Raw genomic sequence first — 19,008 nt, 5'->3', positions numbered from 1 at the left:
GGGGAGAGGGGTAGATTTCATGTTGCATCGTTATCTTCCAATGACAGAAGAAGACAAAAAAGAAATGTTACAAACGATCGGCGTTCAAACGATCGATGAGTTATTCTCTGATATTCCAGAGAGTGTTCGTTTTAAAGGGGATTTAAAAATTAAAGAAGCAAAATCAGAGCCAGAGCTTTTAAAAGAGTTAACTCAAATGGCTAGCAAAAATGCTAACTTAAAAGAATATGCTTCTTTCTTAGGAGCAGGCGTATACGATCATTACGCTCCAGTAATTGTAGATCACGTTATCTCTCGCTCAGAATTTTATACAGCTTACACGCCATACCAACCAGAAATTTCACAAGGGGAATTACAAGCAATCTTTGAATTCCAAACAATGATTTGTGAATTAACAGGAATGGATGTAGCAAACTCTTCTATGTACGACGGAGGTACAGCTTTAGCTGAAGCGGCAATGCTAGCAGCTGGCCATACTCGTAAAAAGAAAATCCTTGTATCTAGTGCAGTGCACCCGGAATCAAGAGCAGTACTTGAAACATATGCAAAAGGTCAACATCTAGAAGTTGTTGAAATTAATCATAAAGATGGTGTAACAGATTTAGACGTATTACAAAGTGAAGTAGATGATACAGTTGCTTGTGTAATTGTTCAATATCCAAACTTCTTCGGACAAGTTGAAAAATTAGCTGATATTGAAAAAATCGTTCATCAACAAAAATCATTATTTATCGTTTCTTCAAATCCATTATCATTAGGCGCATTAACACCACCAGGAAAATTCGGTGCGGATATTGTAATCGGTGATGCACAACCATTTGGTATCCCAACGCAGTTTGGTGGACCACACTGTGGTTACTTTGCAACAACGAAAGCATTTATGCGTAAAATTCCAGGACGTCTTGTTGGACAAACTGTAGATTCAGATGGTAAACGTGGTTTTGTGTTAACGTTACAAGCACGTGAACAGCATATTCGCCGTGATAAAGCGACGTCTAACATTTGTTCAAACCAAGCGTTAAATGCATTAGCAGCTTCTGTTGCAATGACGGCACTTGGTAAACAAGGTGTGAAAGAAATGGCGCGTCAAAACATTTCTAAAGCACAATATGCAAAACGCCAATTTGAAGCGAAAGGCTTCACAGTTACATTTGCTGGACCATTCTTCAATGAGTTTGTTGTAGATTGCAAGCGTCCAGTGAAAGAAGTAAACGATGCATTATTACAAAAGAATATTATCGGCGGTTACGATCTAGGCCGTGATTATAAAGAGCATGAAAACCATATGCTTCTAGCAGTAACTGAGCTTCGTACAAAAGAGGAAATTGACACACTTGTAAATGAAATGGGGGCTATCCAATGAAGAACCAAGACCAAGCACTTATTTTTGAAGTGACTAAAGAAGGACGCGTAGGATATAGCTTACCCAAATTAGATGTAGAAGAAGTGAAACTAGAAGATGTGTTCGAGAGCGATTATATTCGAGTAGAAGATGCAGAGCTACCAGAAGTATCTGAACTTGACATTATGCGCCACTATACAGCACTTTCAAACCGTAACCACGGCGTTGATTCTGGATTCTATCCACTTGGATCTTGTACGATGAAATATAATCCGAAAATTAATGAGAGTGTAGCTCGTTTCGCAGGATTTGCAAATATTCATCCACTTCAAGATGAAAAGACAGTACAAGGTGCAATGGAATTAATGTACGACTTACAAGAGCATTTAATCGAAATTACAGGTATGGATACTGTTACATTACAACCAGCAGCTGGTGCACACGGAGAATGGACAGGCTTAATGTTAATTCGTGCATACCATGAAGCAAATGGTGACTTTAACCGTACGAAAGTAATTGTTCCTGACTCTGCTCACGGAACGAATCCAGCATCTGCAACTGTAGCTGGTTTTGAAACAATTACAGTAAAATCAAATGAAAATGGTCTTGTTGATTTAGAAGATTTAAAACGTGTTGTAAACGAAGAAACAGCAGCACTTATGTTAACAAATCCAAATACATTAGGCCTATTCGAAGAAAATATTTTAGAAATGGCAGAAATCGTCCATAACGCAGGCGGTAAATTATACTATGATGGTGCAAACTTAAATGCAGTATTAAGCCAAGCGCGCCCAGGAGATATGGGATTTGACGTGGTGCATTTAAACCTTCATAAAACATTTACAGGTCCTCATGGCGGCGGTGGCCCAGGTTCTGGTCCAGTAGGTGTGAAAGCTGATTTAATTCCGTACTTACCAAAACCAATTTTAGAGAAAACAGAAGATGGTTATCGCTTTAACTATGATCGTCCAGAAGCAATTGGGCGCGTAAAACCATTCTATGGTAACTTCGGAATTAACGTTCGTGCGTACACATATATTCGTTCTATGGGTCCAGATGGACTACGTGCAGTAACGGAGTATGCAGTATTAAATGCGAACTATATGATGAGAAGATTGGCTCCATTCTATGATCTTCCGTTCGATAGACATTGTAAGCATGAATTTGTATTATCAGGTCGTCGTCAAAAGAAACTGGGTGTACGTACACTAGATATTGCAAAACGTCTGCTTGATTTCGGTTACCATCCACCAACAATTTACTTCCCATTAAATGTGGAAGAATGTATTATGATTGAGCCGACAGAAACAGAATCAAAAGAAACATTAGACGGTTTCATTGATAAGATGATTCAAATTGCTAAAGAAGTAGAAGAAAATCCAGAAGTTGTACAAGAAGCACCACACACAACGGTAATTAAACGTTTGGATGAAACATTGGCTGCTCGTAAACCAGTTTTACGTTATGAAAAGCTAGCTCCTGTACAAGTTTGATTAGAATAACAAAGGAAGAACTCGCTATGTGCGGGTTCTTTTTTTATGGAGAATGTACCCCTTTATTTTCCAGGTAGTAAAACTTCCGTTGATTAAAGTTTCACTTTATGCAGAAGTAGTGAAGAAAATGTTAAAATTTTATATTTTTTGTTTCATAATGGTGTAAAGAAGCGGTTTTATAGGTGATTTTGTTGAAAAAGTCGGTTTGATAAAAGTATTTATTTTTGTTAGAATTTTATTGAAATTAAGAAGATGTAATGAGATAGGCATAACTCATTTTTATGTATATGTGAAAAAACGAGCAAGATGGGGGTGGAAATGTGGGATATCGGTGTTATAGAATGATATACCATTTAGAAAACGGAAAAACGATTAAAGATGTAAAAGAATTTTGTTATCGAGACCAAGGAAAAGTACTAGAAAGAGTAGCGCATCGTGTAATGGATAATAGAGAAGTGACGGCAATTGATAAGCAAGGAACGATCATTTCAATAGCATGTGAGGACATTGTAAAGGTGGAACTTGATTACATAACAGAAAGTTAACCTTGAGTCATATCGAATTATTCGATAAAATATACTGTTGAATGGTGAAGTGAGAAGAGAGGAGTTTATTATGGGTAGCACAAGACACTTTTATATGTTTATCTTAGCGTTTGTTCTTGTTGTCGCATTAACGATTTATTTAATTGTTGATAGCACTTGGTACAACACAGTTCATCCTGCGTTCCTTCTGTTTATGTATGTAGGAATTGCGGTAGTGAGTTTCGGAATGAGAGATGAGATGTTAGATCGCTTTGAAAAGTGATACATATACGAAAGACCAACAGGAAAATGTTGGTCTTTTTTTCTTGCCAAAAATAGGTTATTGTGTATATACTGTATATATAAGGTATACACAGTATATACACACACTGGAGGAAAACATGAATATTATTATTTCGAATTCTTCCCAAGACCCTATTTATGTGCAAATAAGAAAACAATTAAGCCAGCTTATTTTAAATGGTGGTTTAAAGGGTGGAGATCAATTACCGTCTATTCGTAGCTTAGCGAAGGAATTACAAATTAGTGTAATTACAACGAAGCGTGCGTACGAGGAGCTTGAAAAAGAAGGATATATAGAAACTGTTGCTGGGAAGGGGACTTATGTTTCCCGTAAAAATAATGAAATATTAAAAGAACAGCGGTTACGTCTATTGGAAAGTAAAGCTGAAGAAATCGTAAAAGAAAGTAAAGTGTTGCACCTTTCACTTGAAGAATTACAACAGATGATTGCGTGTTTATATGAGGGGGAATAAGGAATGTTAGAGCTAAAAAACGTTTGTAAAAGTTATCAAGATTTCGCAGTAAAAAATATAAGTTTTACGCTGCCACGAGGATATATTATGGGATTTGTCGGACCGAATGGGGCCGGGAAAAGTACGACAATCAAAATGATTATGAATTTAATTAGAAAAGAGAGTGGTGATATAAAAATTTTTGGAAAGGACAATAAGAAAGCCGAGAAGGAAATAAAACAAAATATCGGCTTTGTATATGATGAAAATCATTATTACGAAGATTTAACGTGTGAGCAAATGAAGCGTATTATCGCACCGTTATATAAAAAATGGGACGAAGAGCAGTATCAATCGTATATGCACAGATTACAAGTTCCGAAGTATAAAAAAATTAAAGAACTATCAAAAGGAATGAAAATGAAATTTGCGATTGCCATCGCACTTTCACATCACGCAGAGTTTATCATTATGGATGAACCGACAGCAGGACTAGATCCGGTTGTTCGAAGTGAATTGCTTGATATGTTGCAAGAAATTGTAATGGAAGATGAAGTATCTGTATTATTCTCAACGCACATTACAACAGACTTAGAGCGCATCGCGGATTATATTACGTTCATCAACGATGGAGAAATTATATTTACTGGTGAGAAAGATGAATTAATGGGGAACTACGTAATCGTAAAAGGGAGTAACGATTTATTAGATCGAGAAGGAAAAGAATTATTTGTTGGATTACGAAAAAATAAATTTGGTTTCGAAGGTTTAGCGAAGGGTAAACAAGCAATTATCGATTGGTTTGGAAATGAAGTTGTAATAGAAAAGCCTACATTAGATGATATCATCGTTTACACTGCGAAAGGGAGAGGTGCCTATGCGTCAGCTCATATATAAAGATTTGTTCTTTTTTCGGGTAACGTGGTTAGTGAATCTAATTATGCCTCTTGTATTATTTATGTTAGATCCAAGTGGTGAATTGTTATTTTCGATGAGTTGTCTATTTATAACCCTTTCTTCCGTTATGACGTTAACCTTTATGGATGAAAGGAATAACAGTGACATTATTATAAATAGTTTACCGGTAAGCCGAAAGGATATCATAATTGCTAGATATATTTCCTGTGCAATATTTATTGTTGGTGGGATACTCTCTACGATGTTAGTTGTTTTTCTTGTAAGAGGCATTGTGGTTATTGGTGATATCGGTGCATATCATCCGAATCTATACATAGAAATTCCATGGTATGAAGTAATAAACGGAGCTGTTTACGCCGTATTTTTTGTTGTAACATTCTTTCCTAGTTATTATGTTACAAGGTCAAAGATAGCACGAAGTATAGTGTCAGGAGCATCAATGGTAGTTGGAGGAATTGCTTGGATATTCTTAGGAGATGGATTGGATGAAACAACAACTTCATTCCTAGAGTGGATTATGAATCCTATGCATATCGGTGTATTTATAGTTGGATTCATTACATTAGTTAGTATTTACATTGCTTCTATGCTTCTTACAATAAAAATTTATGAAACGCGTGATTTGTAGAGAGGAGAATTCATATGCAACAGTTGATTTTGAAGGAGTTTTTCTTACAGAAGAAGATGTTTCCTTTCTATTTTTTAATACCCATTTTATCTATTTTTAAGAATTCCGTTGAACCAATGGGGATTGCAATAGCATTATTTATAACATGTAGTACGATTATATATATTTCTTTTTATTATGACGAGAAAAGTAAAGCAGAAAAAGTATTAGTGAGTTTGCCTATAACGAGAAAAGAGATAATTATAGCTAAATATATTTCAAGCACATTATTTATTATGGTTGGTTTGAGTGTAACTTTTATAGTCGTAATATTAGGAAATATTTTATTGGACAGGGATATAGTTATGCCTGGATATGCAGTTTTTTCAGCGATAGTAGCAACTTCGATTTATTGTGTAGTAACGATACCGACTAATTACATTGGGGGATATAAAGCTATTACTGTCTTGAATTTGATTATGCTTTTTCCTTTAATGGGTATGATTGGTCTTATGTGCAATATTTTTGGTGATAAAACAATTATGTTAAAAGTACTCCACTCTCAAGAGGCTACACTAGCAATGGGTGTTCTTGGAACTGGAGTGTTAGTAAGTATATTCATATCAATGATTCTCTCAATGAAAATGTTTCAGGAGGCAGAGTTATAGAAGGAACATTTTCATATTAGGAGGTGTAATATATGATCAAGCAATTAGTTTTAAAAGATATGATGATGCAAAGAAAGTTAGGGTTTGTTTATCTTATATGTTTCTTGTTCCTGCTCATTGTTGATTTTCGTAGTGATAGTTTTTTGATGACGTTTAGCATGTTTGTACCTGCTCTTGGCATGATACTGTCAATGAGTTATGAGGGGAAAAATAAAAGTGAAATGATAGTAAATAGTTTACCGTTTGACCGTAAAGATATTGTCATAGGAAAATACATATTTGTAAGTATTTTAGTTGCTCTAGGTGGATGTTTCTCACTAGTGGTCGGTTTAATACAGCTACAAGATGGGCATATGACTGGATTTATGCTGTGGGGAGAAATTCTCGGAGGTATAACAGGTGGGTTTGTTTGTAGCATAATTGTACTTCCGATTGAATTCTCAGTAGGATATAGCAGTGCAAAACAAATTGCTCCGTTCGCCGGACTTGCGTTGGGGTATTTAAGTGGACTGATTGTAAGTAACGTCTGGTTAGATGTAGAAAATGTTTGGAGCACGAGTCTAGTCGTAAATGTTTGTTTTATAGCAGGGCTGCTGCTTTTATATGTTATGTCTATATTTTTCTCAATCCATTTGTACAATGAGCGTGATTTATAAGGAGGGAGCGATTGTGAAGCAGCTTATAATAAAAGACTTTATCATGCAATGGAAGTATTTAATATGGTGCTTAATATACCCTCTTTTCTTGTATATGACATTAACAGATATTAAAAGCTTTTACGTAATTATGTCAGCTATAATTCCAGTTATAGCAATTTTAAAAACATTTAATGATGATAAAAAATATGATAGTGAAGTAATGTTAAATAGTTTACCGCTAGCAAAAAAAGAAATTGTAGTAGCTAAATATATAACGGCACTTATTGTTTTTATTATAAGTATGATAGTGTCTAGTCCTGTAGGGATTACTCGGTTTGCAGGCGGGGTATTTGAATTTATTACGACAACATTAGTTACGAGTACTGGCTTTGTTTTTATATATTTAAGTTTTGTTTTACCGATATTGTTTTGGTTTGGCTATAAAAAAGCTTCTTTTATTACGCTGTTCATACTAATAGCACCGACAGCAATTGGTGCCATGTTCTTTGAAATCAGCATGGAACAAATTCAACTATATAACAGCGTGTTATTCGTTAGCTCAATATGCATGTTCATAGTATCTATCTTCGTTTCAGTGAAATTGTATGAGAAGAGAGAATTTTAAAAGGTGCCTTGTATAAGGCACCTTATTCAATAACGACAATAGGAAAGTAAGAGTTTATAAACAGAGAGGCTATTCGGTACAACATCTTTTGGAGTATGTAATATAAAGCTGAAAACGATAACGAGAATAAGAAAGAGGAAAAATAAAAATAAGATTTGCTTATGTATAGAATTTTGCATAGAATTCACTCCTTTTTTAGGTAGTATGTCCAAAAGAAAGAAGTGTATGAAAAATTTTAGGGGGAGAATGATGAACAAAAGAAAATGGTTATATAGAATAGGGGTACTTTTATCTTCAATCGGTCTCATATTAGCAAATTTCTATTCAGATATACCATCACCGTTTCCTAATTTGTATAAAGGAATTGGTATAAGTATTGTTATAGTTGGTCTTCTTTGTCTTATCATATCAAACTTCTACAGAAAGTCTGAATGAATGTAAAAAAGGACAGTTACTCTTTTTCAGAAGTACTGTCCTTTTTAAATAACTTATTCCATAGCTTGGCGATACTCCATATAATGACGATTGCAATGGAGGCAATAATGGACCAAACAATTGATATAATTTCAAGTGTCATGTTAGGAAGGAATGTAAAAATGGATAATACTTTATGAAACAACCATTCTATTATATGAAAACTTATTTGTAATAGAATGACGATACTAAGTGTAATCCATGCTAACATTTGTTTTCCTTTTTCTTTCCACATGACATTCACCTCACGTTAGCTTAATAATTTTAAGCCAACAGCGCCGCATAGAATGCAACTTAAGAAGGCAAGGCGACGCCAATCCGCTGATTCGCGGAAAATTAGAATGCCTAGAAGTGCACTACCGGCAGTTCCGATTCCAGTCCAAATCGCGTAAGCAGTTCCCATCGGTAATGTGTCCATCGCAAGAGATAAGAAGAAGAAGCTTACGCCGAAGTTAGCGATTAAAATAACTTTTGGTGCCCAGCCTTTCTTTTCAGTGGCTACTTTCATAAAGAGTACACCAATAATTTCACAAATACCAGCTAGAATTAAAAATACCCAAGCCATTTTATGCGGCCTCCTTCGCTTCTTTTTCTTCTGTTACTCGCTTTAGCCCAATTACTCCGAAGAAGATTAAACCGATTAATAAAACTTTTATAATAGAGAAAGGTTCTCCGAAGATGAAAATCTCTGTCAGAACGATCCCACCAGCTCCAATTCCTGTAAAGACTGCATATACAGTGCCGACAGGTAAATCTTTATAAGCTTTAAATAATAAAACGAAACTAATTGTAATTAATAATGCAACACCAGCCCATTCAAGTGGTGCCTCCGCGTGTTTTAGTCCAATGACCCAAAAGATTTCAATAATACCAGCTATGATTACATAAATCCATGCCATATGTCATTTCTCCTTCCTACCAGTCGTTAGGTAAAGGGCTTAAAAACGACGCATTGCAAAGGAGCAATCCGTCAGTTTGAAAGTCCGCGCCAAAATACTTTCCAAGAAGCGTCTAAACGTGTCTCAAAACGATTTAAACCTGCGTATAGTAGTTCAACCATAAGACCGTCAAGTAAGCATAGAAAAGCCTCTAAGGCATCTTTTACTTCAATGTTATGCAGCTCATCTTGTTCGCTTGCTCTTTTAAATACAGGGAATAAAAGTTTTCCGACGTTTTCAATGTGCACATTTGCTTTATTAATAATTTGTTCGCGAAATGCATCAGGCGGAAAATAAGAAGTTCGTAACCAAAACATTGATTCTTCACTTTCACCAAATCGTTTCGCATAGCCCTTTAGTAACTGTAAGAGCAATTTTTCAGTAGACGAATTTGAAAATTTTTCGATATCGCCTGTGAAGCTCTGCAAATCTTTTTGAAGAGCGGATTCTAAGCATATAAAATATAGCTCTTCTTTTCCTTTAAAGTGTGCGTAAATTGATGGTTTTTTAATCCCAACTTCTTGAGCAATATTTGCTAATGAAGTTCCTTCATAGCCGTAGCGTGCGAAATGAGAAAGTGCTACAGCTTTAATGCGGTTTGCTGTCATTTTCATCCCCTACCTACCGTTCGTTAGGTTCATTATATGCGAGGGGAAATACAAAGTCAATAGTTGATGAGCTGAAAAAGAGCGCTATAGGTAACGCTCTTTTTAGATTGTTTTTCGTTCAATTAAATGGAAGGACAGTTCTTCTGCGCTGCCATTAATTTCCTCACTTTGTATTTGATTATGGAATAAAGAAAAAGTGCGAGATCCCATCGTAAGACCAGGATGTTCAATAGTAGTAATTTCTAGTGCTTTTGAAATTTCATGGTTATCGAATCCTAAAATAGCAAGATCTTCAGGGACGCGAATGCCGTGTTTTCTTGCCTCAGTTAATAAACCAGCTGCAACTTGATCATTCGCCGTGAAAATAGCGGTTGGACGATTTTCCATGTTTAAAATACGATGGAGTATTTGGGCACCATCCTGCATTGTATAGCATTGATGAAAAATCCATTCGGGATGTAAAGTTTTGCCTTCGTTACGAAGTGTATCAGCAAATGCCTTTTCGCGCTCTATAGAATTTGCGCTCGTTTTTCTTGCTAAACAGATTCCGATTTTTTCATGGCCCTTATCTAGTAAATATGCAGTGCCGAGACGGAAGCCTTCATAGTGATCTACGTAGACGGATGAAATGAGAGGATGTTTCATTTTTTCACATGAAATAATAGGGGCAAATTTTGCGAAAGGTTCAATTTGTTCCCATGAACTTGTTCGAGAGCAAATAATCATCCCGTCAAATTGTTTCATTTTCATCATTTCAAGAACACGAATTTCTTCAATGCTATCGTAATTTGTTTGACATAAATTTATGTGATATCCAGCTGCTAACGCTTCGTTTCCGATTCCTTCAATAATGGTACTGAAGTATGGAAGGTTAATAAAAGGGAGCATAACCCCAATTGTATATGTTTTTCCCTTTATTAAATGAATAGCATTTATATTTTTTGCATAGTTCAATTCTTCAACAGCATCTAGAACACGCTTACGTTTTTCTTCTTTTACGTAAGGGTGATTATTAAGGACGCGGGAAACAGTTGATATGGATACACCAGCGGTTTTGGCAATTTGTTTTATATTGGCCATATGTATCACCTCTTTCCCTTATTATAAAGGGAAAATAATAAGAATGAAAAAATCTTGACCTGAAAAGCTTTTCACAAACTATGTTATAAATAAGGCTTCCTTTTATTCGCGTAACCTTTTTATATGGGCGTAAGAATGATAGGGGTCTTTTTTGCGTCTATAAAAGAAGTTTTGTCAAAATGTGCGAGAATAACGTGGAAAGTTTTCAAAGGGGGAGTTTGTTAATGAAGCGAATATGAATAGCATATAAACGCTTCATTCGTAAAGATAGCGGTATGAAGAAAGGGCGGAAACAAATTGAAAAAAAGAATCATTTGTTTCGTGTTTTCTAGTCTAGTGCTAAGTTCATGTTCGTTTCAGCAAACGATGCAAGAAGAAAAAAGATTTGTGGGAACAACAGGGGGAGCTATGGATCGTGTTACGGATCCTATTCCGCTGAAGGAGCTTCCGAAATATTTTCCAGTGAAATTTAAAGTTCCAGCGTTTTTACCGTATGACATTACGAGTGATGTGAAGGGGGAAGTCAGAACGATTGGAAAAAAGAAGGCTGTCTTAATGATTAAATATAAACAACAGGAGCCAGGTAGAAATGAGTACATTGAGTTAAATGTTGCGAACTTTCCTTATAGTTTTCCGGATCTCGTGGAAGAGAAGCGATTTCAGGAACAAATGAAATTGAATAATGGGGCGTTCGCTTATTTTAAAAATAAGGATGACTCTGGGCGAGGGGATGAATTTGCTACGCTTATATGGAAAGAGAAAGGACTTGAATATCAGCTCTTGTATCGGAATGTACAAGAGCATGATAAAGATGTGATTAAGCAAAATTTATTATACATTGCGAATAATATGGAATGAAAAAACTAGCTGGATAATTCAGCTAGTTTTTGTATGTTATTATTTCTTTTTAATTTTTCCAGTCCAAGTTTTGAATCCACCTTGTAATTGGTAGAAATCTTTGTAGCCTTGTTTCTTTAAGTATTGAGCCGCACGACCAGTACGGAATCCACTTTGGCAGTATAAGTAAACTGGTTGATCTTTACGAAGTTCTTTATGACGAAGGCGAATTTGTGATAACGGAATGTTACGTGCGCCTAAAATATGCCCTGCAGTATATTCGTCTGCTTCGCGAATATCGATAAGCTGTGCTTTACGGTAGCCAGCGCGAAACTCTTCTTCTGAAAGTGTTTTAATTAATTTTCTCTGATAGAAATACATCCATACAGTGTAGCCGATGAATGCTACGATTACGGCTAATAAAATAATCCAAGTTGTTGACACGATTCTATCGCTCCCTTTTTTCTTATCCTACTTTCAATATTATAATGCCCGTATGTATTTATGCAACAGATTCATTTGCATATAAGAAGAAATTTCGTATTCTTTCACAAATTTTGTCGAATTTGGTAGACTAGAGAATGTGAAAAATAATTGGTTATATGAGGTGCAGGATGGGAAAAGAAAAATGGTGTTATATTAACTCTGGTCAATGTTCACCGGCATTTAATATGGCGTTAGATGAATGTTTATTAAATTGGCAAAGTGAAAAGAAAATGCCACCAACCATTCGTTTTTATGAATGGGAAGTACCAACATTAACAGTGGGATATTTCCAGCGTGTTGAAAAAGATATTAATATGGATGTAGTTAACGAAAAGAAATATGGATTCGTTCGTCGTCAAACAGGCGGCAGGGGTGTACTACATGATAAAGAATTAACGTACAGTGTTATTGTGTCTGAAGATCATCCAAATATGCCAAAAACAGTTACAGAAGCGTATCGTATTATTTCGCAAGGTTTACTAGACGGTTTTAAGGCATTAGGATTAGAAGCGTATTATGCAGTTCCAAAAACAGAAGCAGACCGTGAAAATTTAAAAAATCCACGTTCAGGCGTATGCTTTGATGCACCGTCTTGGTATGAAATTGTAGTAGAAGGAAGAAAAATCGCAGGTAGTGCGCAAACACGTCAAAAAGGTGTGATATTACAGCATGGATCGATTCCATTAGAAATAGATTTAGATGAATTATACGATCTGTTTTTATTCCCGAATGAACGTGTAAAAGAACGTATGAAGAGTATGTTCTCTTCTAAAGCGGTAGCAATTAATGAATTAACAGACCGTACGTTTACAATCCAGCAGCTAATTAAAGCGTTTGAGGTTGGGTTTGAAAAAGGATTAGATGTAGAGCTTGTTCCGTATGAATTAACAGAAGAGCAGTTACATGAAGTGCAAACATTAGCAAAAGAGAAGTATGAAAGTAAGGAATGGAATTATAAAAAATAAGAGGTGGCAATTGCCATCTCTTATTTTTTTTATAGTAAATTAAGTACTTTTTCTACTTTGATTCCTTTATCTTGTAAAGAACGAAGGCGATTTACAACGTCCATAATTTCTTTGTCGAATGTAACGCTAATACCTTGGCTTTGTAGTTCTCCTTTTAAGCTTTCAATAGAATCATCTATGTCGATGCCAAGCTCGTAATCTTGACAAACTTCAATTGTCTTTTTCACAAGTTTAACATAATTTTCTTGTAGTTTTGTATTTGTTTCAGTCAAAGCAGGTTGCTTCGGTTTTGCAGGAGCGACCGGTGCTGTCTCTTGCTTTGTAACTGGAGTTGGTACTGCTTTTTTCACAGGTGCTGGAGTAGATAGTTCCACAGCTGCTTCTACACTTACTGGCTTCGGCGTTGGTACCGGAGTAGGTTTAGGTGCTACTGGTGTTTCTACTCGCGTAACAGGTTTTGGAGCGGCTGCAACTGCTTTTGGAGCTTCTACAACTACTTCTTTTTTCGGAGTAGGTTCTACAACTGTTTCTTCTTGCTCAGCAGCTTCTTTATTTTCTTTGCTCCACATAACGCGTTCAACTTCTAGAGAAACATTGTTTTTGTTCATCGCTGTTAATGTAACTTTACCAACTTCAGCGTTCCCAGTGAAATCAACAATTTTATAAATAACACTCTTGTTCCAATCCACGTTTCCGCTCAAAAATAATTCTTCGTTACATTTCGGCGTTAAGCCCTCGATTTTAATTTCTGCGTTTACACCGTTTTCACTATATACCATAATTAGCGAAGCATTTACATCTTCGTCTGCTAACATTAGTTCACGTACCATTTTGCCGGTGCGTACTTGCGTTTTCTTCTTAACTGACATCTAATTTCTCCTCTCAAAAATTCAGTAATAATAAAAAAATCGTATAACGAAAAATAATTGCTCACGAAGATTTATGATACCGATAATAAAAGCATCACGTCAACAATTAACTTTAATTATTTTGCATTTTTCTTATTTTCTTTATGAAATTTTTCAATTTGTAAAATTAGACAGAAGAAAAACAGCCTTTTGAAGGGCTGTTAAAATTTTGATTTTTTGTATAGTAATTTATATAAAACAAAAAATAAGATAGCGATTAAGGCATTTTGCCAAAAAGTTAGATGATAAATGAGATAAGGTTGCTTTTTAAAATAAATATGTAAAAATACAGATGCACAAAATGGAGTAGCGAACGTAAATCCAAATAGAATTCTTCTTTTCCAATTTATTTTTTGATCAAAGGAGTAACGCTTTAATAAATATAAAATAAGCAGTATTCCTAGAATAATGAGTGAAACAGACAAAATAGTTCCAGGGATACTAAAAACTGGAGTAAATTGTTCCGCATTATTTCCAAAGGTCAAAATGAAAAATGAAACAATTGCATCGATTCCAAACTGTATAGCAAGAAGTAAGCTAATAATAAAACCGATTAGAGAAGTTTTTTCTAACTTTGTTTGGGTTGGTAAAGCTGAGATAAGTTCATCGCAATAAGACTGTAAATCATCGCCAAAGATGTCATAAGCATTTTTATTTTCTGCTTGTGCTTCGATGAGATGATCTAATATTTCTAGCAACAGTTCCTCCATTTGTTGCTCGGGTACGCTTGATATTCGAAGATATACTAACATATCACCATAAGCAGCTTCGTTTTCAGGTGTTAAGAGTTCTCGTTTTTTGTTGTTTAATTCAACCATGTCTTTCGCCTTCATCCCTATCACTCCCCTTGTAATAAGTTGTTTACGGTCGTTGAAACCATTCCCCAGCTTTGTTTAAATTCTTCAAGTTGTTCTAATCCTTTAGCGGTTACGTGATAATATTTTCGCTTTGGACCGAGTGAGGAGGCTTTTAATGTTCCTTCAATCAATTTTTCTTTTTGCATACGTAACAATAACGGGTATATGCTTCCTTCGCTTACGAATGTAAATCCGTATGTATTTAATTTTGTACTTAGTTCATATCCGTACACTTCTTCTTGTGAAATGATGTATAGGATGCAACCTTCGAGTACACCTTTTAACATTTGGCTGTGCATGGTTTCACCACCTTTTATTCAGGTAACTTGCGTTGCAAGGTAGCTGATATCCAAATTATAACATTCGGTAACTTGCAACGCAAGTTACTAAGTGGAAAACTTTAATGAGTGTTAATTTCTCGGCGTTTCCCATACTAACGAGAGGAGGGAAGCATATGAAACCATTTATGCCAAAACTCGTTTACTTTGAACCGAGGGCGCTCGAATATCCGCTTGGAAAAGAGCTTTATGAGAAGTTTACGAAGATGGAATTAGAAATTCGTGAAACGACATCACACAATCAAATTAGAAATTTGCCAGGTGAAAATGATTTGCAAAAGTATCGTAATGCAAAGGCGACACTTGTTGTTGGGGTGAGGAAGACGTTAAAGTTTGATACGTCAAAACCGTCAGCTGAATATGCAATTCCGCTTGCAACAGGGTGTATGGGACATTGTCATTATTGCTATTTGCAAACAACACTGGGGAGTAAGCCTTACGTTCGCGTGTATGTGAATCTTGATGAAATATTTGAGAAGGCAAAGCAATATATGGATGAAAGAGCACCTGAAATAACAAGGTTTGAAGCGGCTTGTACATCAGATATCGTTGGAATTGATCATTTAACATATGCATTAAAGCAGACGATTGAATTCATTGGAGAAAGTGAGCATGGGCGTTTACGTTTCGTTACGAAATATTCGCACGTTGATCATTTATTAGATGCAAAACATAATGGGAAAACTCGTTTCAGGTTTAGTATTAATTCACGGTATGTAATCAAAAATTTTGAGCCAGGGACATCACCTTTTGAAGAACGAATTGAAGCGGCTCGTAAAGTAGCAGGTGCGGGTTATCCACTGGGCTTTATAGTTGCACCACTTTATATGCATGAAGGATGGGAAGAAGGATACCGTGAACTATTTGAGCGACTGTACAATGCGCTAAAAGATTTGTCGATACCGAATTTAACATTTGAATTAATTCAACATCGCTTTACAAAACCAGCAAAAAAGGTCATTCAAGAGCGTTATCCGAATACGAAGCTTGAAATGGATGAAGAGAAGCGCAAATATAAATGGGGACGATATGGCATCGGGAAATACGTATATAAAAAAGATGATGCAGAAGTATTGGAAGAAACGATTAGAGGATATATTCATCACTTTTTTCCTAATGCAGAAATTCAATACTTTACATGAAAAGAACTTGTATTGGAATGCAAGTTCTTTTTTCTTTTAAATATTTAGGCTTGTTTTCAACTTGTCACGTTATTCTTTCTGGTGTATCATTTTATTGATTGCTTCGTACGGAATGAGCAAAATGAAATTGGATGGAGGAAACCGATGCCTACCCCTAGTATGGAAGATTATATTGAACAAATTTATTTGTTGATTGATGAAAAGGGTTATGCCCGCGTATCTGATATTGCTGAAGCGCTGAGTGTACATCCATCCTCTGTAACAAAAATGGTGCAAAAATTAGACAAAGATGAATATCTAATTTATGAAAAATATAGAGGGCTTGTATTAACATCAAAAGGTAAAAAAATCGGAGAACGTCTCGTATACCGTCATGACTTGCTAGAGCAATTTATGCGTATTATCGGTTTGGATGAAAGTAAAATTTACAATGATGTAGAAGGAATCGAACATCATTTAAGTTGGGAAGCAATTGACCGCATTGGTGATCTAGTGCAATATTTTGAACAAGATGAGGTTCGAGTGGAAACACTTCGTGGCGTTCAAAAAGCAAATGAAGAGAAAAGTAATTAAGGGGAACGTATGTCGTTTCCTTTTTTATTTCAACCGAAAAGGATGGGGAAATTATGAAAGCAATTATTTTTGATTTTGATGGATTAATTGTAGACACAGAAACAATATGGTTTCACTCTTTCAGAGACGCCGTTCGTGAGTATGGTGGAGATTTACCTTTAGAGGAATTTGCAAAATGTATTGGAACGACAGATGATGTACTATATGCATATTTAAATGAGCAATTAAAAGAGAAGTTTAACAAGCATGCATTAAAAGAAAAAGTGAAAACTTTACATAAAGAGAAAATGAAAATACCAGAAGCTCGTGACGGGGTAAAAGAATATTTAGAGGAAGCGAAAGAAATGGGATTGAAAATCGCATTAGCTTCCAGTTCATCTAGAGAATGGGTTATTCCTTTTTTGGAAGAGCTACAAATTCGAGATTATTTTGAAGTCATTAAAACGAGAGAAGATGTTGAAAAGGTAAAACCAGACCCAGCACTTTATCAAATTGCAATAGAAGATTTAGGGATTGATCCGTCTGAAGTTGTTGTATTTGAAGACTCGTTAAACGGATTGAAAGCAGCGATTGCAGCAGAATTAAAGTGCGTTGTTGTACCTAATGATGTGACACGGAATTTACCATTTGAAAATCATCACCTTCGAATTGAAAGTATGAAAGATAAAAGTTTGAAAGAAGTGCTTCAAAGTATAAAAAAAGACCGTATTTCCTAAAAGGAAGCACGGTCTTTCTTTTTGTTTTTTTTACCTTCAATGACAGTCAGATGAGATTGTTTTCTTTTTCGCTTCAAAGTGGAAGGATTCCCTTTTTTATCTTTGTCATTAGAAGCATTTGATTTAAATAATGAATTGCTTAGGGGTGCTACGTTTTGTTTCCCATGTTTGCGGTTCGATTGTTTTGCAGCACGCTTATAAGAGCTTTGCGAATTTGCAGAACCACTAGAGTTTGTAAACATTTTGTAGAGTAAATAAAAGATACCAACGACAGCCAACATGATACCAATATTTTTTAAAACTCCCATTGGATCTGTAATGACAGATGAAACAAGGCCGAATATTGCTAATCCGATAATAAGCATAACTATAGCGAATGTAAACGAACGACCGTTCATAAGGAACACCTCCTAAAAACATATATTAAAAATAGTATATTAACGATGAGGAAAGGAGTTGAACACCATTTTTAAATAATTATTGTTTGTTTTCTAAACGTAATAATTCTTCAAACGATGCAATGGCTACTTCCACTTGATCATCTGTTGGTTCTTTCGTTGTTAATAGTTGCAGCCATAATCCGGGATATCCAAGTATGCGTAATACTGGAATATCGCGTAATCGATTTGTAAATTGCAACACTTCAAAAGAAATGCCGAGAACGACTGGAATTAATAAAATTCGGTTTACGACTCTGGCCCAAAGTGGATCTGTAGGGACAAGGAAATAAACAAACATTCCAATAATGACTGTAAATATAATAAAGCTACTGCCACAGCGATAATGAAGGCGCGTTTGTTTTTGCACATTTTCTACAGTCATTGGAAGATTATTCTCATAGGCATTAATTACTTTATGCTCCGCACCATGGTACTGAAATACCCGCTTAATAAGTGGGGTTAAAGAAATAAAGTATATATAGCTCAATAATAGCATGAGCTTAATGACACTTTCGACAATGATTTGCCCTGTATGAGAGGGGAAAATCGGTCTCGTTAATTCAGCTAGTAGTGCAGGAACTGCTGTGAAAATGACTTTACCGAATATGAAAGATAAAACACCAACTGCTGCAACTCCTAATACCATCGTTAATTTCGATTGTTCTTCTTTGTTATTTGCGATTTGTGCGTCTTCTTCTGGGTGGACATCAAATCGTTCTGAAGCAAAGTTTAAATGTTTTGCTCCGTTCGCACTTGCATCCACAATAGCGGCAATCCCTCGTAAAAATGGAATTTTTTTCAGGATAGATAATGCTTTATTACGAACGCGTGGTAATCGATAAAATTCAATCGATTTATCTTTACGACGAACCGCTGTAACAGTATATTCTCTACCGCCAAACATAACTCCTTCTATGACTGCTTGCCCGCCATATATTTGTTTTGACTCTTCTGCCATGTTAACACCAACCTGTATTTGTTTCTCTCTTATGTAGAAAAAGAGGCAATTGTCATACTGGGTTCTGTCATTTTGAAATAAGACAATCACCGAGTTTCCTTTATTTTATCGACAAATA

27 protein-coding genes are annotated in these 19,008 nt (G+C 35.6%); 16 read left to right on the top strand and 11 right to left on the bottom strand.

All coding sequences use genetic code 11. The features are described 5' to 3' along the window. The first annotated feature begins 19 nt into the window (after window positions 1-19). From gcvPA to KZZ19_RS20605, 11 genes are all read left to right on the top strand, one after another. Window positions 20-1,363: an aminomethyl-transferring glycine dehydrogenase subunit 1 gene (gene gcvPA, locus KZZ19_RS20655; RefSeq protein ID WP_098341799.1), complete on the top strand. Its 1,344-nt coding sequence runs from the start codon at window positions 20-22 to the stop codon at window positions 1,361-1,363. Further along, window positions 1,360-2,835, top strand: coding sequence for an aminomethyl-transferring glycine dehydrogenase subunit 2 (gene gcvPB / locus KZZ19_RS20650; protein ID WP_088097736.1), 1,476 nt, complete (start codon window positions 1,360-1,362; stop codon window positions 2,833-2,835). Before gcvPA ends, gcvPB begins: the two co-directional genes overlap by 4 nt. A 341-nt stretch (window positions 2,836-3,176) precedes the next feature. Further along, window positions 3,177-3,380 (top strand): DUF3929 family protein, encoded by a 204-nt coding sequence (locus KZZ19_RS20645; protein ID WP_000639160.1) that lies wholly within the window; start codon window positions 3,177-3,179, stop codon window positions 3,378-3,380. Window positions 3,381-3,450: 70 nt separating this feature from the next. Then, window positions 3,451-3,642, top strand: a complete 192-nt coding sequence (locus KZZ19_RS20640) for a hypothetical protein (RefSeq protein WP_000535935.1) — start codon at window positions 3,451-3,453, stop codon at window positions 3,640-3,642. Window positions 3,643-3,760: 118 nt separating this feature from the next. Then, window positions 3,761-4,135 (top strand): GntR family transcriptional regulator, encoded by a 375-nt coding sequence (locus KZZ19_RS20635; protein WP_070144842.1) that lies wholly within the window; start codon window positions 3,761-3,763, stop codon window positions 4,133-4,135. 3 nt (window positions 4,136-4,138) lie between these two features. Beyond that, window positions 4,139-5,011, top strand: a complete 873-nt coding sequence (locus tag KZZ19_RS20630) for an ABC transporter ATP-binding protein (protein ID WP_237979485.1) — start codon at window positions 4,139-4,141, stop codon at window positions 5,009-5,011. Next, entirely contained in the window at window positions 4,992-5,660 is a 669-nt protein-coding gene (locus tag KZZ19_RS20625; protein ID WP_237979484.1) for an ABC-2 transporter permease, read from the top strand. The genes KZZ19_RS20630 and KZZ19_RS20625 overlap by 20 nt, the downstream gene beginning before the upstream one ends. A gap of 14 nt (window positions 5,661-5,674) precedes the next feature. Then, on the top strand, window positions 5,675-6,307 hold the full coding sequence (locus tag KZZ19_RS20620) for an ABC-2 transporter permease (protein ID WP_237979483.1): 633 nt from the start codon (window positions 5,675-5,677) through the stop codon (window positions 6,305-6,307). Between the two features lie 32 nt (window positions 6,308-6,339). Next, window positions 6,340-6,963: an ABC-2 transporter permease gene (locus KZZ19_RS20615; RefSeq protein ID WP_088097732.1), complete on the top strand. Its 624-nt coding sequence runs from the start codon at window positions 6,340-6,342 to the stop codon at window positions 6,961-6,963. A gap of 13 nt (window positions 6,964-6,976) precedes the next feature. Beyond that, window positions 6,977-7,570: an ABC-2 transporter permease gene (locus tag KZZ19_RS20610; RefSeq protein ID WP_098341802.1), complete on the top strand. Its 594-nt coding sequence runs from the start codon at window positions 6,977-6,979 to the stop codon at window positions 7,568-7,570. Window positions 7,571-7,819: 249 nt separating this feature from the next. Continuing rightward, window positions 7,820-8,005: a hypothetical protein gene (locus tag KZZ19_RS20605; RefSeq protein ID WP_237979482.1), complete on the top strand. Its 186-nt coding sequence runs from the start codon at window positions 7,820-7,822 to the stop codon at window positions 8,003-8,005. A 16-nt stretch (window positions 8,006-8,021) separates the two neighbouring features. On the opposite strand, the gene KZZ19_RS20600 is transcribed toward KZZ19_RS20605, so the two are convergent. From KZZ19_RS20600 to KZZ19_RS20580, 5 genes are all read right to left on the bottom strand, one after another. After that, the gene (locus tag KZZ19_RS20600) at window positions 8,022-8,279 is read right to left on the bottom strand and encodes a DUF3975 family protein (protein WP_237979481.1); all 258 of its coding nucleotides are present in this window, start codon (window positions 8,277-8,279) and stop codon (window positions 8,022-8,024) included. A 15-nt stretch (window positions 8,280-8,294) separates the two neighbouring features. Further along, window positions 8,295-8,609, bottom strand: coding sequence for a DMT family transporter (locus KZZ19_RS20595; protein WP_000312621.1), 315 nt, complete (start codon window positions 8,607-8,609; stop codon window positions 8,295-8,297). A 1-nt stretch (window position 8,610) separates the two neighbouring features. Further along, window positions 8,611-8,943: a DMT family transporter gene (locus KZZ19_RS20590; protein WP_237979480.1), complete on the bottom strand. Its 333-nt coding sequence runs from the start codon at window positions 8,941-8,943 to the stop codon at window positions 8,611-8,613. Window positions 8,944-9,014: 71 nt separating this feature from the next. Continuing rightward, window positions 9,015-9,596, bottom strand: coding sequence for a TetR/AcrR family transcriptional regulator (locus KZZ19_RS20585; RefSeq protein WP_140392549.1), 582 nt, complete (start codon window positions 9,594-9,596; stop codon window positions 9,015-9,017). Window positions 9,597-9,692: 96 nt separating this feature from the next. Continuing rightward, the gene (locus tag KZZ19_RS20580; RefSeq protein ID WP_237979479.1) at window positions 9,693-10,670 is read right to left on the bottom strand and encodes a LacI family DNA-binding transcriptional regulator; all 978 of its coding nucleotides are present in this window, start codon (window positions 10,668-10,670) and stop codon (window positions 9,693-9,695) included. Window positions 10,671-10,991: 321 nt separating this feature from the next. On the opposite strand from KZZ19_RS20580, the gene KZZ19_RS20575 reads away from it, so the two are divergent. Then, window positions 10,992-11,528 carry a DNA polymerase III subunit delta gene (locus KZZ19_RS20575; RefSeq protein ID WP_237979593.1) on the top strand — a complete coding sequence of 179 codons (537 nt, stop codon included), beginning with the start codon at window positions 10,992-10,994 and terminating at the stop codon, window positions 11,526-11,528. 39 nt (window positions 11,529-11,567) lie between these two features. Here KZZ19_RS20575 and KZZ19_RS20570 read toward each other — a convergent pair whose 3' ends face one another. After that, window positions 11,568-11,951: a rhodanese-like domain-containing protein gene (locus tag KZZ19_RS20570; RefSeq protein ID WP_000108656.1), complete on the bottom strand. Its 384-nt coding sequence runs from the start codon at window positions 11,949-11,951 to the stop codon at window positions 11,568-11,570. A gap of 170 nt (window positions 11,952-12,121) precedes the next feature. On the opposite strand from KZZ19_RS20570, the gene KZZ19_RS20565 reads away from it, so the two are divergent. Beyond that, entirely contained in the window at window positions 12,122-12,958 is an 837-nt protein-coding gene (locus KZZ19_RS20565; protein ID WP_016086306.1) for a lipoate--protein ligase family protein, read from the top strand. A gap of 29 nt (window positions 12,959-12,987) precedes the next feature. Here KZZ19_RS20565 and KZZ19_RS20560 read toward each other — a convergent pair whose 3' ends face one another. The 3 genes from KZZ19_RS20560 to KZZ19_RS20550 all read right to left on the bottom strand — a co-directional run bounded on the left by KZZ19_RS20560 (window position 12,988) and on the right by KZZ19_RS20550 (window position 15,022). Beyond that, window positions 12,988-13,827: a hypothetical protein gene (locus KZZ19_RS20560; RefSeq protein ID WP_088097723.1), complete on the bottom strand. Its 840-nt coding sequence runs from the start codon at window positions 13,825-13,827 to the stop codon at window positions 12,988-12,990. A gap of 200 nt (window positions 13,828-14,027) precedes the next feature. Further along, entirely contained in the window at window positions 14,028-14,699 is a 672-nt protein-coding gene (locus KZZ19_RS20555) for a DUF1048 domain-containing protein (RefSeq protein WP_237979477.1), read from the bottom strand. A 5-nt stretch (window positions 14,700-14,704) separates the two neighbouring features. Continuing rightward, entirely contained in the window at window positions 14,705-15,022 is a 318-nt protein-coding gene (locus KZZ19_RS20550) for a PadR family transcriptional regulator (protein WP_088097720.1), read from the bottom strand. A gap of 155 nt (window positions 15,023-15,177) precedes the next feature. Between KZZ19_RS20550 and splB the strand changes: the two genes are divergently transcribed. The 3 genes from splB to KZZ19_RS20535 all read left to right on the top strand — a co-directional run bounded on the left by splB (window position 15,178) and on the right by KZZ19_RS20535 (window position 17,492). Next, window positions 15,178-16,203 (top strand): spore photoproduct lyase, encoded by a 1,026-nt coding sequence (gene splB, locus KZZ19_RS20545; protein WP_237979475.1) that lies wholly within the window; start codon window positions 15,178-15,180, stop codon window positions 16,201-16,203. 144 nt (window positions 16,204-16,347) lie between these two features. Further along, window positions 16,348-16,776 (top strand): transcriptional regulator MntR, encoded by a 429-nt coding sequence (gene mntR, locus KZZ19_RS20540; RefSeq protein WP_001143071.1) that lies wholly within the window; start codon window positions 16,348-16,350, stop codon window positions 16,774-16,776. Between the two features lie 53 nt (window positions 16,777-16,829). After that, the gene (locus KZZ19_RS20535) at window positions 16,830-17,492 is read left to right on the top strand and encodes an HAD family hydrolase (protein ID WP_237979474.1); all 663 of its coding nucleotides are present in this window, start codon (window positions 16,830-16,832) and stop codon (window positions 17,490-17,492) included. On the opposite strand, the gene KZZ19_RS20530 is transcribed toward KZZ19_RS20535, so the two are convergent. After that, window positions 17,489-17,890, bottom strand: a complete 402-nt coding sequence (locus KZZ19_RS20530) for an SA1362 family protein (protein WP_237979473.1) — start codon at window positions 17,888-17,890, stop codon at window positions 17,489-17,491. The two genes, KZZ19_RS20535 and KZZ19_RS20530, sit on opposite strands and share 4 nt — an antisense overlap. A 79-nt stretch (window positions 17,891-17,969) precedes the next feature. Further along, on the bottom strand, window positions 17,970-18,890 hold the full coding sequence (locus tag KZZ19_RS20525; RefSeq protein WP_237979472.1) for a DUF1385 domain-containing protein: 921 nt from the start codon (window positions 18,888-18,890) through the stop codon (window positions 17,970-17,972). Window positions 18,891-19,008 lie beyond the last annotated feature (118 nt).

Source organism: Bacillus thuringiensis (assembly GCF_022095615.2).
In the GTDB taxonomy this organism is placed as follows: domain Bacteria; phylum Bacillota; class Bacilli; order Bacillales; family Bacillaceae_G; genus Bacillus_A; species Bacillus_A cereus_AG.
This window is presented reverse-complemented; position numbering and strand designations above follow the sequence as displayed.

Excerpts from the sequence above, each read along its gene's own strand:
- gcvPA (WP_098341799.1), top strand. The coding sequence starts at position 20 with ATGTTGCATCGTTATCTTCCAATGACAGAAGAAGACAAAAAAGAAATG.
- gcvPB (WP_088097736.1), top strand. The coding sequence starts at position 1,360 with ATGAAGAACCAAGACCAAGCACTTATTTTTGAAGTGACTAAAGAAGGA.
- KZZ19_RS20645 (WP_000639160.1), top strand. The coding sequence starts at position 3,177 with ATGATATACCATTTAGAAAACGGAAAAACGATTAAAGATGTAAAAGAA.
- KZZ19_RS20640 (WP_000535935.1), top strand. The coding sequence starts at position 3,451 with ATGGGTAGCACAAGACACTTTTATATGTTTATCTTAGCGTTTGTTCTT.
- KZZ19_RS20635 (WP_070144842.1), top strand. The coding sequence starts at position 3,761 with ATGAATATTATTATTTCGAATTCTTCCCAAGACCCTATTTATGTGCAA.
- KZZ19_RS20630 (WP_237979485.1), top strand. The coding sequence starts at position 4,139 with ATGTTAGAGCTAAAAAACGTTTGTAAAAGTTATCAAGATTTCGCAGTA.
- KZZ19_RS20625 (WP_237979484.1), top strand. The coding sequence starts at position 4,992 with ATGCGTCAGCTCATATATAAAGATTTGTTCTTTTTTCGGGTAACGTGG.
- KZZ19_RS20620 (WP_237979483.1), top strand. The coding sequence starts at position 5,675 with ATGCAACAGTTGATTTTGAAGGAGTTTTTCTTACAGAAGAAGATGTTT.
- KZZ19_RS20615 (WP_088097732.1), top strand. The coding sequence starts at position 6,340 with ATGATCAAGCAATTAGTTTTAAAAGATATGATGATGCAAAGAAAGTTA.
- KZZ19_RS20605 (WP_237979482.1), top strand. The coding sequence starts at position 7,820 with ATGAACAAAAGAAAATGGTTATATAGAATAGGGGTACTTTTATCTTCA.
- KZZ19_RS20600 (WP_237979481.1), bottom strand. The coding sequence starts at position 8,279 with ATGTGGAAAGAAAAAGGAAAACAAATGTTAGCATGGATTACACTTAGT.
- KZZ19_RS20595 (WP_000312621.1), bottom strand. The coding sequence starts at position 8,609 with ATGGCTTGGGTATTTTTAATTCTAGCTGGTATTTGTGAAATTATTGGT.
- KZZ19_RS20590 (WP_237979480.1), bottom strand. The coding sequence starts at position 8,943 with ATGGCATGGATTTATGTAATCATAGCTGGTATTATTGAAATCTTTTGG.
- KZZ19_RS20585 (WP_140392549.1), bottom strand. The coding sequence starts at position 9,596 with ATGAAAATGACAGCAAACCGCATTAAAGCTGTAGCACTTTCTCATTTC.
- KZZ19_RS20580 (WP_237979479.1), bottom strand. The coding sequence starts at position 10,670 with ATGGCCAATATAAAACAAATTGCCAAAACCGCTGGTGTATCCATATCA.
- KZZ19_RS20565 (WP_016086306.1), top strand. The coding sequence starts at position 12,122 with ATGGGAAAAGAAAAATGGTGTTATATTAACTCTGGTCAATGTTCACCG.
- KZZ19_RS20560 (WP_088097723.1), bottom strand. The coding sequence starts at position 13,827 with ATGTCAGTTAAGAAGAAAACGCAAGTACGCACCGGCAAAATGGTACGT.
- KZZ19_RS20555 (WP_237979477.1), bottom strand. The coding sequence starts at position 14,699 with ATGAAGGCGAAAGACATGGTTGAATTAAACAACAAAAAACGAGAACTC.
- KZZ19_RS20550 (WP_088097720.1), bottom strand. The coding sequence starts at position 15,022 with ATGCACAGCCAAATGTTAAAAGGTGTACTCGAAGGTTGCATCCTATAC.
- splB (WP_237979475.1), top strand. The coding sequence starts at position 15,178 with ATGAAACCATTTATGCCAAAACTCGTTTACTTTGAACCGAGGGCGCTC.
- mntR (WP_001143071.1), top strand. The coding sequence starts at position 16,348 with ATGCCTACCCCTAGTATGGAAGATTATATTGAACAAATTTATTTGTTG.
- KZZ19_RS20535 (WP_237979474.1), top strand. The coding sequence starts at position 16,830 with ATGAAAGCAATTATTTTTGATTTTGATGGATTAATTGTAGACACAGAA.
- KZZ19_RS20530 (WP_237979473.1), bottom strand. The coding sequence starts at position 17,890 with ATGAACGGTCGTTCGTTTACATTCGCTATAGTTATGCTTATTATCGGA.
- KZZ19_RS20525 (WP_237979472.1), bottom strand. The coding sequence starts at position 18,890 with ATGGCAGAAGAGTCAAAACAAATATATGGCGGGCAAGCAGTCATAGAA.